This window comes from Streptomyces sp. So13.3 (assembly GCF_005860785.2).
GTDB lineage: Bacteria > Actinomycetota > Actinomycetes > Streptomycetales > Streptomycetaceae > Actinacidiphila > Actinacidiphila fildesensis.
The window spans coordinates 1,845,293-1,859,798 of the sequence record NZ_CP048835.1; the positions used below are offsets into that span (position 1 = coordinate 1,845,293).

Genomic DNA, 14,506 nt, shown 5'->3' on the forward strand with positions numbered 1-14,506 from the left:
GCCGCCTCCATCGCCGCCCGTGTGCCCCCACCTCCACGCTAACGGCGGACGCGCGGCATACCCAGGCCGATCCACGAGATGATCTCCCGCTGGATCTCGTTGTTGCCGCCGCCGAAGGTGAAGATGACCGCGCTGCGGTAGCCGCGCTCCAGCTCGCCGTGGAGGACGGCGCCCGCGGAGCCCTCCTTCATCGGGCCCGCGGCCGCGGTGATCTCCATCAGCCAGGCGTAGGCGTCCCGGCGGGCCTCGGAACCGTAGACCTTGACCGCGGAGGCGTCCTGCGGGGTGAGCGTTCCCTGCTGGAGGGCGTCCACCATCTGCCAGTTGAGGAGCTTCATCGCGTCGAGCCGGGTGTGCGTCAGCGCGAGCCGGCGCCGCACCCAGCCCAGGTCGATGACCCGGCTGCCGTCGGCGAGCTTGGTGTCGGCGGCCCAGCGCTGCACGTCGTGCAGGGCGCGGATCGCCATGGTGCCGTGGGCGGCGAGGGTGACGCGCTCGTGGTTGAGCTGGTTGGTGATCAGCCGCCAGCCCTTGTTCTCCGCGCCGACCCGGCGGCCGGCCGGGACCCGGATGTTCTCGTAGTAGCTGGCGGTGGTGTCGTGCGAGGCGAGGGTGTTGATGATCGTGCACGAGTAGCCGGGGTCGGAGGTGGGCACCAGCAGCATCGTGATGCCCTTGTGCGGCGGGGCATCCGGGTCGGTGCGCACAGCCAGCCAGACCCAGTCGGCGGTGTCGCCGTTGGTGGTCCAGATCTTCTGGCCGTTGACGGTGTAGGTGCCGGACTCCTCGTCGCCCTCGCGCACCGCGCGGGTCTTGAGCGCGGCGAGGTCGGTGCCCGCGTCCGGCTCGGAGTAGCCGATCGCGAAGTCCAGTTCCCCGGCGAGGATCTTCGGCAGGAAGTACGCCTTCTGCTCCTCGGTGCCGAACTGCATGATCGTCGGACCGACGGTGTTCAGCGCCATCAGCGGCAGCGGCACACCCGCCTGCGCCGCCTCGTCGAAGAAGATGAACTGCTCCATCGGCGACAGCCCCCGGCCGCCGAACTCCGCGGGCCAGCCGATGCCCAGCCAGCCGTCGGCGCCGAGCCGGCGGACGGTGTCCCGGTAGAACTTCTTCTGCGCCGCGGGATCGGCGTAGCGGGCGTAGACGTTGTCCGGCACCAGTCCGGCGAAGTACGAACGCAGCTCCACGCGCAGTTGCTGCTGCTCGGGTGTGTAGTCCAGGTGCACGGCCCCTCCTAAGGTCTCCGGGTCCCCGGTCCCTGCGGCGACGGCGCACAGACTAGAACGCGTTCCAGTAATTCGGAAGGGCTAACACCGGGCGGTGGGTTGCCCCGTCACTCGGCGACCGGCGCGGGGCAGGACGGCTCGAAGTCCTGGATCGCCAGCAGGGTGTCCCGCAGCATGCGCACCAGCAGGGACCGCACCACGTCCCGCTCCAGCCCCTGGTGGCCGAGCCAGTCCAAGGTCACGCCCTCGACGCACGACAGCCATCCGACCAGCGCGGTGCGCGCGACCACCGGGAGCTCCCGGTGCCCGTACGCGCCTTCGGCGATCGCCGCGAGCAGTTCCTCGCGCACCGCGTCGCGGACCGCGTGCACCTCGGCGTCGAAGCCGACACCGCCGCTCACGATCGTGCGGTAGGCGGCCTGGTTGTGCTGGGCGTAGCGGAGATAGCCGTCGACGGTGCGGTGCACGCGTTCGGCGCGCGGTAGGTCGGCGGTGCTGGAGGCACGCACCACGAGCTCCTCGACCGACTCGCGCACGATGGCGAGGTAGTAGCCGCGCTTGTTCTTGAAGTAGTAGTAGATCAGCCCTTTGGCGACGCCCGCGTGCCGGGCGATGTCGTCCATGGACAGGGCGTCGTACGAGGTGTTGGCGAACAACTTCCGTCCGGTGGCTATGAGTTCGGCTCGCCGCGCCAGGGACCGGTCGGTGCCGCGCGGTCCTCGTGGAACGTCCGTTCCACGCTGTTGACTATTATTCAAAATCGGGCCTACTCTCCAACTGCCACAGGATTTCCGCAGTATGCCAGAAGGCCGCCGGGCGTCACCGCCCTCCGCCGGGTCCTGTCGCGGCACGTCCCCGCACGCCTGATCACCCGCACCTCCTGATCACCCGCACCGCCGCACCGGCCGGGCATCCGCCGCCGGTGGGATCCGCTGCACCCGCCAGTACGTCAGCGTCAACGCGCTGATCCTGTCGGTGCTCTCGTTCGCCGCCACGAACCTCGGCGGTTTCCTGGTCGGCATGCTGCTCGGGATCGCCGGGAGCGCGATGGGTTTCGGCTGGACCCTGGACGAGCCCGTGGTGCCCGGCACCGCCGGCGGAGGGCCGGCGGAAGGGGCGGACCCGGACCCCGGATCCGGATCCGTGCCCGGCGCGACAGGCGGTGCTACGGGCAGTACCGGCGGCCGGGCGCTCGCCGTCGCGCTGCCGGCCGTCCTGCTGGTGATCCTCGCCGGCGCCGGCGCCGGCGCCGCACCGGTCCGTGCCGCCGACGGTGACGACGAGCCGCTTCACCCCGAACGGCTTCGTGCTCTCCTCGGTGACCACCGTGCCCACCGCCGGGGGCCCGCTGAAGGTCATGGTCGTCAGCATGGCGTCGGCGTCACTCACCGACTACCGGCTGTCCACCCACGACAGTCCCGGCCGGCTCGCCCTGAGCGCGGACCGGCTCGATCTCGGTGGGAACGTCCTGCTGTACCTCACCCGGCTCAGCGGCTGCGTCGAAGGCGTCTTCTGCGTGACCTTCACCCCCGACAAGCTGCCGATGCCGCCCGTCATCCCGCCCGGTGTCTTCCTCACGCGCGTGGAGGCGGAGCAGGCCCTCGTGACGTCGGACAGCATCGTCGCGCGGTCGCTGCGCCTGCGGGCGGAGCCCTCTCCGCCATAGGTCGTACGGGGCGGGCGCCGCGCCGGGCCCGCCGCCGGGGTGCCTTCGCCAGGCCCGGTACGTAGGCTGCCAGCGTGCACAGTGGACGCAACGACAGCTGTTGAAGCGGAGGGCCGCACCTCATGAAAATGCTCATCAACGTGGCCGAAAGCGTGGTCGCCGACGCCCTGCGCGGCATGGCGGCCGCCCACCCGGAACTGATCGTCGACGTCGAGCACCGGCTGATCGTCCGCCGGAACGCGCCCGTCGCGGGCAAGGTCGGTCTGGTCTCGGGAGGCGGCTCCGGGCACGAACCACTGCACGGCGGGTTCGTCGGACGGGGCATGCTCGACGCCGCCTGCCCCGGCGAGGTGTTCACCTCGCCCGTGCCGGACCAGATGGTCCGCGCTGCGGCCGCCGTGGACAGCGGCGCGGGCGTGCTGTTCATCGTCAAGAACTACACGGGCGACGTGCTGAACTTCGACATGGCGGCCGAGCTCGCCGAGGACGAGGGCGTACAGATCGCCAAGGTCCTGGTCAATGACGATGTCGCCGTCCTCGACAGCCTGTACACGGCCGGCCGGCGCGGTACCGGCGCGACGCTCTTCGTCGAGAAGCTCGCCGGCGCCCTGGCCGAGGAGGGCGCACCGCTGGAGCGGGTCGAGGCGCTCGCCCGGCGGGTCAACGAGTCCTCGCGCAGCTTCGGCGTGGCGCTCAGCGCGTGCACGACCCCCGCCAAGGGCAGCCCCACCTTCGATCTGCCCGCCGGTGAGCTGGAGCTGGGCGTCGGCATCCACGGCGAGCCCGGCCGCGAGCGGCGCGGGATGATGACGTCGGGCGAGATCGCCGATGTCGTCGTCGACGCGGTGGTCGAGGACCTGCGGCCCGACGCGCCGGTGATCGCCCTCGTCAACGGGATGGGCGGCACCCCGCTGCTGGAGCTGTACGGCTTCAACGCGGAGGTGCACCGGGCGCTGGCCGAACGCAAGGTACCGGTCGCCCGCACCCTGGTCGGCAACTACGTGACGTCCCTCGACATGGCCGGCTGCTCGGTGACCCTGTGCCAGGTGGACGAGGAGCTGCTGCGGCTGTGGGACGCCCCGGTCTCGACGCCGGGCCTGCGCTGGGGCTGCTAGGTGTATTGACCCGCGCAAACCACCCTGCGGGTCAATACACCTGGGGCGCGGCCGCGAACCAGCCTTTGTGCTGGTGCTGCTGATCGCGGCCGTGACCCAGGCCCTGCCACCCGCGACTCCATGGACACGCCCCGTAGAGAGGACCGCATGAACGCATCCACGGCTCCCGGCCCGGTGATCGACGCCGACTTCCTGCGCCGCTGGCTGGCGACGGCGGCCGCGGTCGTCGACCGCGAGGCGGACCGGCTGACCGAACTCGACTCCCCCATCGGCGACGCCGACCACGGCAGCAACATGCGGCGCGGTTTCACCGCGGCGCACGCGGCGGTGGAGCTGGAGCCGCCGCAGACCCCGGGCGGGGTGCTCACCCTCGTGGGCTCGCAGCTCATCAGCACCGTGGGCGGGGCTGCGGGCCCGCTGTACGGCACGCTGCTGCGCAGGGCGGGCAAGGCGCTGGGCGACGGCACCCCGGCCACCCCCGAGGAGTTCCGCGACGCCCTGCGCACCGGGGTCGAGGCGGTCGGGAAGCTCGGCGGGGCCGTACCTGGCGACAAGACGATGCTCGACGCGCTCGTCCCGGCGGTCGAGGCGCTGTCCTTCGCGCTCGACGCGGGCGCCGGGCTCGCGGACGGCCTCGCCGCCGCCCGGATCGCCGCGGACGAGGGCGCGGCGGCGACCGTGCCGCTGCAGGCCCGCAAGGGTCGCGCGAGCTATCTCGGCCCGCGCAGCATCGGACACCAGGACCCCGGCGCGACCTCGGCCGCGCTGCTGGTCGCCGCGCTCGCGGACACCGCGGCGGAGGCGGTCGCATGAGCGACGGCCTGGTCGGCATCGTCCTGGTGTCGCACAGCGCGGCGGTCGCCGAAGCGGTCGGCCTGCTCGCGACGGGGCTGGCCGGCGGCGGCGCCGTCGCGCGCGTCGCACCGGCGGGCGGCACTCCCGACGGTGAGCTGGGCACCAGCTCGGACCTGATCGCGGCGGCGGCGCACTCCGTGGACCAGGGCGCCGGGGTGGCGGTCCTGGTCGATCTGGGCAGCGCCGTGCTCACCGTCAAGGCGATGCTGGCCGAGGAGGACGAACTTCCCCCGGACACCCGGCTCGTCGACGCGCCCTTCGTCGAGGGCGCGGTCGCCGCGGTGGTCACCGCGTCCGCCGGGGCGGACCTGGCGGCGGTCGTCGCCGCGGCCGAGGAGGCGTACACGTACCGCAAGGTGTGACCGGCCGCCCGGCGGGCCTCCCGCGCGAGCGGGCGGCCCGCCCCCCGCACCGGTGCGGGGGGTACGGAACCCGCGCGGGGACGCACCGGTTTCGGCCATCACGTCCCACCGGGCCCATGCGGCGCTTAGCCCCCACCAGATCGGGCAGGCATGGTGCGGCCGTGTCAGGTTCCGATCCGGAGGGTCCTCGTATGAAGCGCAAGCAATGGGCTTTGCTCACCGCCGCCGCCGTTCTCCCGCTGAGCCTGACGACGGCCGCGGCCGCCGACGATCCGCCACCGGCGCCCGCCCCCTGCGCGTACACCGCGGCCGTCCCCGCCGACAACTTCAAGGGGATACCGGTCTTCGACGCACGGAAGGCCGCGAGACCGTACAGCGCGACGCTGAAGACCAGTCAGGGCTCCATCACCGTCAAGATGCTGACGGACAAGGCCCCGTGCACCACGTACTCGTTCCGGTTCCTGGCCGAGCGCGACTACTTCAACCGTTCGCACTGTCACCGCCTCACCACCCAGCGGCTGTACGTGCTGCAGTGCGGTGACCCGACGGGCACCGGCAGCGGCGGGCCGGGGTACTCCTTCCCCGACGAGAACCTGACGGGCGCCACCTACCCGGCCGGGACGCTGGCGATGGCCAACGCCGGTCCGAACACCAACGGCAGCCAGTTCTTCTTCGTCTGGAAGGACACCAAGCTCTCCCCCGCCTACACCCCGTTCGGCAAGGTCACCGCGGGGCTCGACGTCCTGCAGAAGATCGCCGCGGCCGGCGAGGACGACCAGAACGGCCCCGGCGACGGCTACCCGGCCCTTCCCGTGGACATCCGGAAGGTGCAGATCAGCACCAGGTGACGGCGGGACCGGCCCCGGCACTCCGGGGCCGGCACCACGCCCGAGCTGTCCGCCACCATCTCCCGCAGCCATCTCCCGCAGTCATGCCCATTGGTGACCAAGTATCACGATCCCACCTGTAGCGTGGTGATCCGGATCTCCGCGGGAGTACGCATGGGTGGACCGGACGAAACGTCGGCGCACGGACCGGCCGGATTCGGGGCGGAGCTGCGCCGGTTGCGGGGTGAGCGCGGGCTGTCGCTGACGGCGCTCGCGCAGCGGATCCACTACAGCAAGGGCTATCTCAGCAAGATCGAGAACGGCGGCAAGCCGCCCACTCCCGATCTGGCCCGCCGGTGCGACGAAGAGCTGCTGGCCGGGGGCGCGCTGGCGCGGCTGGTCCCCGAGGTGCCACCGGCCAGGACACCGGAAGCGGACGACCCGCGGAACGCGGTGTGCCCCTACCCGGGGCTCGCGGCCTTCCGCCCGCAGGACGCGCGGTGGTTCTTCGGCCGGGACCGGGCCACCGCCAGGTTGCTCGAACAGCTCGCCGGCCGGATCGGCGGCGGGCCGCTGGCGGTGATCGCCCCGTCCGGCGCGGGAAAGTCCTCCCTGCTGCGCGCCGGGCTGGTACCCGCGCTGGAGCGCGGTGCACTGCCTGTCGCGGGATCCTGCGGCTGGCCGGTGGTGGTGTGCACGCCCACCCCGAACCCGCTGAAGGAGCTGCTGCGTTGTGTGACCGAGGCCCTGGGGACCGGCCTGAGCGTCACCCCTGAGGAGCTCGAGGAAGGGCCCGGCCGGCTGGCGGAGATCCTGCGCCCGGTCCTCGGCACGGCGCGGCTGGTGCTGCTGGTCGACCAGTTCGAGGAGACGTTCACGCTGTGCGCGGACGAGGCGGAGCGGCACGCCTTCGTCTCCGTGCTCTGCTCCGTCTCCCGCGCCGCGTCCGGCGGCGGGGAGCCGCCCGCCGTGGTGGTGCTGGGGATGCGGGCGGACTTCTGCGGGCGCTGCCTCGAACACGAGGAGCTGGCGGCGGTCCTCACCCACGGCCTGTTCGCGCTGGGCCCGATGACGGCGGCCGAACTGCGGGAGGCCGTCGTCCGCCCCGCCGAACGGGCCGGGCTCGCACTGGAGCCGGGCCTGGTCGAACTGCTGCTGCGGGACCTGGAGGTGCGAGGCGCCTCCCGTGGGACAGCGTCCGGCGCCCTTCCGCTGCTCTCCCACGCGCTGCTCGTCACCTGGCAGCAGCGCAGCGGCCGCACGCTGACCGTGCACGGGTACGAGATGACGGGCGGCATCCACGGCGCGATCGCCCGGTCGGCCGAGGAGGTCTTCGGCCGGCTGCAGCCGGCCGAACAGGACCTCGCCCGGCGCATCCTGGTCCGGCTGGTGCACGTCGGCGACGGCGACGTGGAGTCCCGGCGCCGGGCGGACCGCGATCCGCTGCTGGCGCAGCTGCCCGACCGGCGGGCCGCCGAGGCGACCCTCGACGCCTTCGTCCGGGCCCGGTTGCTGACCGTCGACCGGGACGCCGTGGAGATCACCCATGAGGCGCTGCTGCGCGCCTGGCCCCGGCTGCGCGGCTGGATCGACAACGACCGGGCGGGGCTGCTGACCCATCAGCAGCTCGCCCAGGCCGCGGGTGAGTGGGTGCGGGAGCGGCGCGACCCCGGGCTGCTGCACCGCGGCAACCGGCTGTCCGTCGCGCGGGAATGGGCGGAGCAGACCGACGGCCGCGCGGAACTCGGCCCGCACGAGACGGAGTTCCTGGACGCGAGCCTGGCGGAGGAGCGGCGCCGCCGGACCGCCGCTCGGCGGCAGGCCACGGTCCAGCGGCGGCTGCTGGTCACCCTCGCGGCGCTGCTGGTCGTCGCGGTCCTCGCCGGAAGCCTGGCGTTCCAGCAGCGGTCGCGTGCCGTCGACGAGCGCCGGGTCGCGCAGTCGCAGGAGATGGCGGTGCGGTCCGGCGCGCTGGCGACCGGGCAGCCGGAGGCGTCCATACTGCTGGCCGCGGCCGCGTACCGCACGGCGCCGACCACCGAGGCGCGCGGCGCCCTGCTCAGCACGCAGTCCCAGTACTTCGCCGGCCGGCTCAGGGGCCACACGGGACCGGTCAACGCGGTCGCGTTCAGCCCGGACGGCCGGCTGCTGGCCTCGGCGAGCTCGGACGGCACCGTACGACTGTGGTCCGTCGCGGACCACCGGACGGTGACGGCCCTCACCGGCAACGGCGCTCCGGTGCGTTCCGTCGCGTTCAGCCCGGACGGCCGGCTGCTCGCGTCGGCCGGCTCGGACGGCACCGTACGGCTGTGGGGCGTCGCGGACCACCGGGCGGCCGGGACGCTGACCGGTCACAGCGGCGGCGTCCGGGCGGTCGCCTTCGCGCCGGACGGCGCGACCCTCGCGTCCGGCGGGGCGGACGGCACCGTCCGGCTCTGGGACGTCGCGGGCCGGCGCCTGCTGACGACGCTGACCGGCCACACCGACCAGGTGCTCTCCGTCGCCTTCGCGCCGGACGGGAAAACCCTCGCCTCCAGCAGCGCCGACCGCACCATCCGGATCTGGGACGCCGTGGGCCGGCAACCGCTGACGACCCTCACCGGCCACAACGACGAGGTGCTCTCCGTCGCCTTCGCGCCGGACGGGAGAACCCTCGCCTCCGGCAGCGCCGACCGCACCGTCCGGCTCTGGGACGTCGCGGAGCAGCGGCCGCTCGCCACTCTCACCGGCCACAACGACGACATCAACGCGGTGGCGTTCAGCCGGGAGGGTACCGCTGTCATCAGCACCAGCGGCGACGGCACCGCCAAGCTCTGGGACACGGCGACCCACCGGGTGACCGCCACCCTCGCCGGACACACGGACTACGTGCTGTCCATCGCCGTCGGGCCGGGAAACCTGCTGGCCACGGCGGGGTTCGACCAGTCCGTGGTGCTGTGGGACCTGGGCAGGTCCGCGCTGACCACGCGTCCGTTCGCCGAGCTCTGGCAGTCGGCCTTCTCCCCGGACGGACGGCTGCTGGCCTCCGCAGGGGCGGACCGCACCGTCAAACTCTGGGACGTCACCCACCGCCGGCTGCTCGCCGACCTCACCGGCCACGACGGATCCGTCTTCGCCGTCGCCTTCTCCCCCGACGGACGCCTCCTCGCCTCCGCAGGGGCGGACCGCACCGTCAAACTCTGGGACGTCACCCACCGCCGGCTGCTCGCCGACCTCACCGGCCACGACGGATCCGTCTTCGCCGTCGCCTTCTCCCCCGACGGACGCCTCCTCGCCTCGGCCGGCGCGGACCGCACCGTCAAACTCTGGGACGTGGCGCGGCACCGGCTCGTCACGGACCTCACCGGGCATCAGGACTTCGTGAACACCGTCGCGTTCAGCCCGGACGGGCGGACGCTGGCCAGTGGCAGCGACGATCTGACGGTGCGGCTGTGGGACGTGGCCGGACGCCGGGCCGGCGCCGTGCTCCGGGGGCACAGCGGTTCGGTGCGGGGCGTGTCGTTCAGCCCGGACGGCCGGACCCTGGCCAGTGGAGGCAACGACGGGACCGTACGGCTCTGGGACCCGAGCGGGCCCGGCGCCGACGGCCGCACCGCCGGACTGTCCGGCCACAGCGGCGCGGTGCGCGCGGTGGCCTTCAGCCCGGACGGCCGGACGCTGGCCGGCAGTGGCAGCGACGGCACCGTACGGCTGTGGGACACCGGCGGGTGGCGGCTCACCGCCACCCTCACCGGACACAGCGGCGCGGTCTGGGGGGTCGCCTTCGACCCCCGGCAGCCGATGCTGGCCAGCAGCAGCAACGACGGCACCGTGCGGCTGTGGAACGTCGATGTGCGGCAGCGCGGCGCCGAGATCTGCCGGCTGGCCGGAGGAGCGGGCCGGACGCGCTGGGCCCAGTTGCTCCCCGGCGTGCCGTACCGGCCCGTCTGCCCGTCATGACAGCGCAGGCCAGGGCCGATCAGCGCTGATCAGAGCTGTTTCCCCAGGTGTTTCCCGTTTCCCGTCGGATCGGGCGACGGGCGGGTCCTCGACGCCGACCGGCCCGCCGCACAGGCTCGGAGGGCAGCAACCGAACCGCAGCGACCGGACTTTCGGCGGGACGAACGGGGACCACGAATGCGACACACCCGGCACAGGATCAACAGGATCACCAGGGCGGCCAGCGCCCTCTGCGTACTGGCGCTCAGCGGATGGGCGGCGGGGCCGACCGCGCAAGCGGCCCCGTCGGCCCCGGCGCGGGCCGCGGCGGCGGCCGGCACCTGCGACGTACTCGCGCCGGGCGCCTCGGCGGTGGCGGAGAAGGCGGTACGGGCGGCCTGCGGGCAGATCGGCGTCTGGTACTCGTGGGGCGGTGGCCACGGTGCGCAGCCCGGCGCCACCTACGGGCAGGTGGACCCCAGCGACCCCGCCAGCAACCACGACCCCGAGCGGCGCGGTTTCGACTGCTCGGGGCTGGTGCGGTTCGCCTACGCCCAGGCCACCGGGCAGGACATCCTCAACGGCACCTCCCGGAGCCAGTTCAACACCACACACGCGTCGGCACGCTTCAGCGCCGCCCAGGGCACCGCACCGCTGCGCCCCGGTGACCTGCTCGCCTACGGCAACGGCGGCGCGATCCACCACATCGCGGTCTACCTCGGCGCGGGGAAGATGGTCGAGGCCCGGCAGTCGGGCACGCACGTCATGGTCAGCGACGCCCGGGTGGGCGGCGACTACGCCGGAGCGGTCCGGATCGACGGCACCGCGGCGCCGGGCGGCGGCTTCAGTACCTGGGGCACCGACGTCTGGACGCACGCCGACGCGTCCACCACGAGCGCGCGGGTGTACAAGTTCGCCGGCCCGACCTCGGTGAAGATCAGCTGCCAGAAGCACGCGCAGTCCGTCACCGCCGAGGGCTTCACCAACGACGCCTGGTCCTATCTGCCGGACTACCGCGCGTGGATCACCAACATCTACATCAAGGGTCCCGCCTGGCTCGTCGGCGTACCCACCTGTCCGTGAGGGCGTAGCGCCGCCCCGGACCTCACGTTCCACCTCACCCCACGCACCACCCGCACCCATCATCTGGAGGAGTCATGTCCGCACGCAGCAGGTTCGTCCTCGCGCTGGCCGCCACCGCTCTCACCGCGGGGCTGACGGCCGCCGTCCCCGCCTCGGCCGCGCCCGCGGCACCCGCCCCGCACGCCAGGGCCGCCGCCGACTGCAGCATCTGGGCGGACGGCCGCCTGCACTGCGGGAACGCGGCCGGAGCGAAGGGGTACGCAGACCGTTCGTACAATTCCGCGGTCAGGGGACAGCTGAACTCGACGTTCAGCTGGTTCCAGTGCTGGGGCCACGGCGACCGGCACGGGGGCGGCAACGACATCTGGTACTGGACGCAGCTCGACAACGGCCAGTGGGGCAACGTGCCGGCCGTGAGCGTCAAGACGCCGGTGGACCCCGCACCGGGCCTGCGCGAGTGCTGAGCTGACGACCCGCCGGCCTCCCGTCGGCGGACGGCACGGTGGGCCGCTCCTGATCCGGGGCGGCCCACCGTGCTGTCCGCCGGCAGAGGTCAGGCCACGTCGCCGAGGGCGCGCAGCGCCGTGACGGCGATGCCGTGGTCCTGCTCAGGGGCGCCGCCGCCGAGGCCGATCGCACCGATCAGGCGCCCGCCGCGGTGGACGGGCACGCCGCCCGCGATGAACAGCAGCGGCCGGTCGAGGGCGGTCGGCAGGGTGTGGAACGGGGCGCCGGGCTGGACCGCCTCGACCAGGTCCGCGGTCGGCGCGTTCAACTGCAGGGCGGTGAACGCCTTGCGGGTGCTGGTCTCGCCGGAGATCAGCACCGCGCGGTCGTCGCGCCGGAAGGCCAGCAGGTGCCCGCCGGCGTCGAGGACGCTGACGCTGACCGGTACTCCGGCGGTCTCCGCGGCCGCACGGGCGGCTTCGACGAGGGTCTCGGCGTCCTGGATGGTCAGCGGGAAGACAGCGTTTGGGGGTGGTGGTGCTCATGGGGTGGTTCTCCTCAGTGGGGTGGTGCGATGACGGGGCGGGGCGGGTGGGGTCCCGCGGTGGGAAACGGGATGGTTCAGAGGTGGGCCGGAACGGACACCGGCTCCCGCTCGACGGTCGGCGTGGGCGCGGCGGAGGCGGCGGGCACGCTGTCGGCGGTGAGCCGGCGGTGGGCGGTGGTCCGGCGCTCCAGGGAGCCCGACACGATCGCGAGCACCAGCGCCGCGGCGGCGAGCGCGCCGCCGACCCAGTTGGGCGCGGTGTAGCCGAGGCCCGAGGCGATGACGATGCCGCCGAGCCAGGCCGCGAGGGCGTTGCCGAGGTTGAAGGCGCCGATGTTCACGGCGGAGGCGAGGGTCGGGGCACCGGCCGCCTGGTCCAGGACCCGCTTCTGCAGCGGCGGGACGGTCGCGAAGCCCAGGGCGCCGATCAGCAGGATGGTGACGGCGGCCGCGACCTTGTTGTGGGCGGTGAAGGTGAACAGCGTCAGGACGACCGCGAGGGAGCCCAGCGTCACGTACAGCATGGGCATCAGGCGGCGGTCGGCGTACCGGCCGCCGATCAGGTTGCCGCCGACCATGCCGAGGCCGAACAGGACCAGCAGCCAGGTGACGGAGGTGTCCGCGAAGCCCGCGACGTCGGTCATCATCGGGGTGATGTAGGTGATGGCGGCGAAGACCCCGCCGAAACCGAGGACGGTCATCGCCATCGCGAGCAGCACCTGGACGTTGCGGAAGGCCGCCAGCTCGTGGCGCAGCCGTACGCCTTCGGGCCGGGGCTGTTCCGGCAGCAGCTTGGCGATGCCGAGCAGGCCCAGGACGCCGAGGCCCGCGACGACGAAGAACGTGGTACGCCAGCCGAAGTTCTGGCCCACGAGGGTGCCGAGCGGTACGCCGACCACGTTGGCGACGGTCAGACCGGTGAACATCATCGCGATGGCTCCGGCCTCCTTCGCCGGGGCGACCAGGCCGGCCGCGACCACCGCGCCGATGCCGAAGAACGCGCCGTGCGCGAGGGAGGCGACGATGCGCCCGGCGAGCATCACACCGAAGACCGGGGCGACCGCGGAGATCACGTTGCCCGCGATGAACAGGCCCATCAGCAGCATCAGCATGCGCTTGCGGGAGATCCGGGTGCCGAGGACGGTCATCAGCGGGGCGCCGAGCACCACGCCGAGGGCGTAGCCGGTGACCAGGAATCCGGCGGTCGGGATCGTGACGCCGTAGTCGGCGGCGACCTCGGGCAGGAGCCCCATGATCACGAACTCGGTGGTGCCGATCCCGAAGGCCCCGATAGCGAGGGCCAGGAGTGCGAGAGGCATGGGGTTCACTTCCCAGTAACGTTGCGAGTGCGCCTTACGGGACCTCACAATAATTGCAGACGCGTTTCATTGCAAACGCGGGCTATCGCGGTAGTGCTCTATCCTGTGCTGTATGCGCGCTCACGCCCGCACCTCGCCGCAGAAGGGACCCTCCATGACCGCCACCGACCCCGCACTCACCGGTCTCGCCCAGGGCTGGTGGGCGCTGTCGCTGCTGCACGGCCGGATCGAGGCGCACATCGAGCGGGCGCTGCAGGCGGGGCACGACCTGAGCGTCCGCGAGTACTCACTGCTCGACGTCCTCAGCCGCCAGCACGACGGCGAAGGCGGCCACCTGCGGATGCACCAGGTCGCCGACTCCGTCGTCCTCAGCCAGAGCGCGACCACCCGGCTGGTCTCCCGGCTCGAGGACCGCGGGCTGCTCTCCCGCTATCTGTGCCCGACCGACCGCCGCGGCATCTACACCAACGTCAGCGAGGCCGGTCTGAAACTCCTCGCCGAGGCCCGCCCGACGAACGACGCCGCCCTGCGCGAGGCCCTCGACGAGGCCGCGAAGAACCCCGAGCTGACCCCGCTGGCCAACGCCGTCGAATCACTGGGCGCGCCCGCCTGAACCGCCCGGGAGTGCTCCGGGGCGGGCGGCCCGCCCCGGAGCACTCACCTCACCCCGGTCACTCCAGCGTGAAGTCCTCGAAGTCGAACCCGGGGGCGACGACGCACGTCACGAGAACCGGCTCGTCGCCCGCGGGCTCGGCGGACTGCCAGAACCCGCCGGGCACCAGGAACTGCGGCTGCTCCCCGTTCTCGACCCCGCTCCCGAGCACCGCCTCGACGGCCCCGGCCTCGTCCGGGCGCTCGCCGTCGCCGCCCAGCCGCATCCGCAGCGGGCCTCCGCGGTGCCACAGCCACAGCTCGTCGGAGCGCACCCGGTGCCACTTCGAGACCTCGCCCGGGTGCAGCAGGAAGTAGATGCCGGTCGCGAACGCCCGCGGCCCCGGATACCCGGCGGGGACCGCCTCGCCGGGGGCCTTCCAGGTCTCCCGGTACCACCCGCCCTCGACATGGGGTTCCAGACCGAGCAGCGCGACCAGTTCAGAGATGTCCGTCATGGACCCAGCCTCTCGCACTTGACGCGGCA

14 protein-coding genes are annotated in these 14,506 nt (G+C 73.0%); 9 read left to right on the plus strand and 5 right to left on the minus strand.

Going from position 1 to position 14,506, the window contains the following annotated elements:
- Positions 1-38 precede the first annotated feature (38 nt).
- Both C8250_RS08470 and C8250_RS08475 read right to left on the minus strand, forming a co-directional pair.
- Positions 39-1,229: an acyl-CoA dehydrogenase family protein gene (locus tag C8250_RS08470; RefSeq protein WP_138353958.1), complete on the minus strand. Its 1,191-nt coding sequence runs from the start codon at positions 1,227-1,229 to the stop codon at positions 39-41.
- A gap of 107 nt (positions 1,230-1,336) precedes the next feature.
- The gene (locus C8250_RS08475) at positions 1,337-1,987 is read right to left on the minus strand and encodes a TetR/AcrR family transcriptional regulator (protein WP_138353959.1); all 651 of its coding nucleotides are present in this window, start codon (positions 1,985-1,987) and stop codon (positions 1,337-1,339) included.
- A gap of 515 nt (positions 1,988-2,502) precedes the next feature.
- Here C8250_RS08475 and C8250_RS08480 point away from each other — a divergent pair.
- The 8 genes from C8250_RS08480 (at position 2,503) to C8250_RS08515 (ending at position 11,519) form a co-directional block, all read left to right on the plus strand.
- A complete protein-coding gene (locus tag C8250_RS08480) occupies positions 2,503-2,895 on the plus strand; it encodes a hypothetical protein (protein ID WP_138353960.1) in 393 nt (130 codons plus the stop codon).
- A 122-nt stretch (positions 2,896-3,017) separates the two neighbouring features.
- A complete protein-coding gene (gene dhaK, locus C8250_RS08485; RefSeq protein WP_138353961.1) occupies positions 3,018-4,010 on the plus strand; it encodes a dihydroxyacetone kinase subunit DhaK in 993 nt (330 codons plus the stop codon).
- Between the two features lie 174 nt (positions 4,011-4,184).
- Positions 4,185-4,823 carry a dihydroxyacetone kinase subunit DhaL gene (gene dhaL / locus C8250_RS08490; protein ID WP_187145262.1) on the plus strand — a complete coding sequence of 213 codons (639 nt, stop codon included), beginning with the start codon at positions 4,185-4,187 and terminating at the stop codon, positions 4,821-4,823.
- Complete coding sequence (locus C8250_RS08495) at positions 4,820-5,227, plus strand: PTS fructose transporter subunit IIA (protein ID WP_138353963.1); 408 nt, start codon at positions 4,820-4,822, stop codon at positions 5,225-5,227. Before dhaL ends, C8250_RS08495 begins: the two co-directional genes overlap by 4 nt.
- Before the next feature lie 191 nt (positions 5,228-5,418).
- Entirely contained in the window at positions 5,419-6,075 is a 657-nt protein-coding gene (locus C8250_RS08500; protein ID WP_138353964.1) for a peptidylprolyl isomerase, read from the plus strand.
- A gap of 153 nt (positions 6,076-6,228) precedes the next feature.
- Positions 6,229-9,993 (plus strand): helix-turn-helix domain-containing protein, encoded by a 3,765-nt coding sequence (locus C8250_RS08505; protein ID WP_187144786.1) that lies wholly within the window; start codon positions 6,229-6,231, stop codon positions 9,991-9,993.
- A 177-nt stretch (positions 9,994-10,170) separates the two neighbouring features.
- A complete protein-coding gene (locus C8250_RS08510) occupies positions 10,171-11,055 on the plus strand; it encodes an NlpC/P60 family protein (protein ID WP_138353970.1) in 885 nt (294 codons plus the stop codon).
- Positions 11,056-11,129: 74 nt separating this feature from the next.
- The gene (locus C8250_RS08515) at positions 11,130-11,519 is read left to right on the plus strand and encodes a hypothetical protein (protein WP_138353971.1); all 390 of its coding nucleotides are present in this window, start codon (positions 11,130-11,132) and stop codon (positions 11,517-11,519) included.
- Positions 11,520-11,608: 89 nt separating this feature from the next.
- Here the strand turns inward: C8250_RS08515 and C8250_RS08520 are convergent, their stop codons facing one another.
- Together C8250_RS08520 and C8250_RS08525 are read right to left on the minus strand one after the other, a co-directional pair.
- Positions 11,609-12,013 carry a heme-binding protein gene (locus C8250_RS08520; RefSeq protein WP_138353972.1) on the minus strand — a complete coding sequence of 135 codons (405 nt, stop codon included), beginning with the start codon at positions 12,011-12,013 and terminating at the stop codon, positions 11,609-11,611.
- Between the two features lie 110 nt (positions 12,014-12,123).
- Positions 12,124-13,368, minus strand: coding sequence for an MFS transporter (locus tag C8250_RS08525; RefSeq protein WP_138353973.1), 1,245 nt, complete (start codon positions 13,366-13,368; stop codon positions 12,124-12,126).
- Between the two features lie 154 nt (positions 13,369-13,522).
- Between C8250_RS08525 and C8250_RS08530 the strand changes: the two genes are divergently transcribed.
- On the plus strand, positions 13,523-13,981 hold the full coding sequence (locus tag C8250_RS08530; RefSeq protein WP_138354026.1) for a MarR family transcriptional regulator: 459 nt from the start codon (positions 13,523-13,525) through the stop codon (positions 13,979-13,981).
- A gap of 58 nt (positions 13,982-14,039) precedes the next feature.
- Here the strand turns inward: C8250_RS08530 and C8250_RS08535 are convergent, their stop codons facing one another.
- Complete coding sequence (locus C8250_RS08535; protein WP_138353974.1) at positions 14,040-14,477, minus strand: cupin domain-containing protein; 438 nt, start codon at positions 14,475-14,477, stop codon at positions 14,040-14,042.
- Positions 14,478-14,506: the final 29 nt, after the last annotated feature.

Excerpts from the sequence above, each read along its gene's own strand:
- dhaK (WP_138353961.1), top strand. The coding sequence starts at position 3,018 with ATGAAAATGCTCATCAACGTGGCCGAAAGCGTGGTCGCCGACGCCCTG.
- C8250_RS08495 (WP_138353963.1), top strand. The coding sequence starts at position 4,820 with ATGAGCGACGGCCTGGTCGGCATCGTCCTGGTGTCGCACAGCGCGGCG.
- C8250_RS08500 (WP_138353964.1), top strand. The coding sequence starts at position 5,419 with ATGAAGCGCAAGCAATGGGCTTTGCTCACCGCCGCCGCCGTTCTCCCG.
- C8250_RS08505 (WP_187144786.1), top strand. The coding sequence starts at position 6,229 with ATGGGTGGACCGGACGAAACGTCGGCGCACGGACCGGCCGGATTCGGG.
- C8250_RS08510 (WP_138353970.1), top strand. The coding sequence starts at position 10,171 with ATGCGACACACCCGGCACAGGATCAACAGGATCACCAGGGCGGCCAGC.
- C8250_RS08515 (WP_138353971.1), top strand. The coding sequence starts at position 11,130 with ATGTCCGCACGCAGCAGGTTCGTCCTCGCGCTGGCCGCCACCGCTCTC.
- C8250_RS08525 (WP_138353973.1), bottom strand. The coding sequence starts at position 13,368 with ATGCCTCTCGCACTCCTGGCCCTCGCTATCGGGGCCTTCGGGATCGGC.
- C8250_RS08530 (WP_138354026.1), top strand. The coding sequence starts at position 13,523 with ATGACCGCCACCGACCCCGCACTCACCGGTCTCGCCCAGGGCTGGTGG.
- C8250_RS08535 (WP_138353974.1), bottom strand. The coding sequence starts at position 14,477 with ATGACGGACATCTCTGAACTGGTCGCGCTGCTCGGTCTGGAACCCCAT.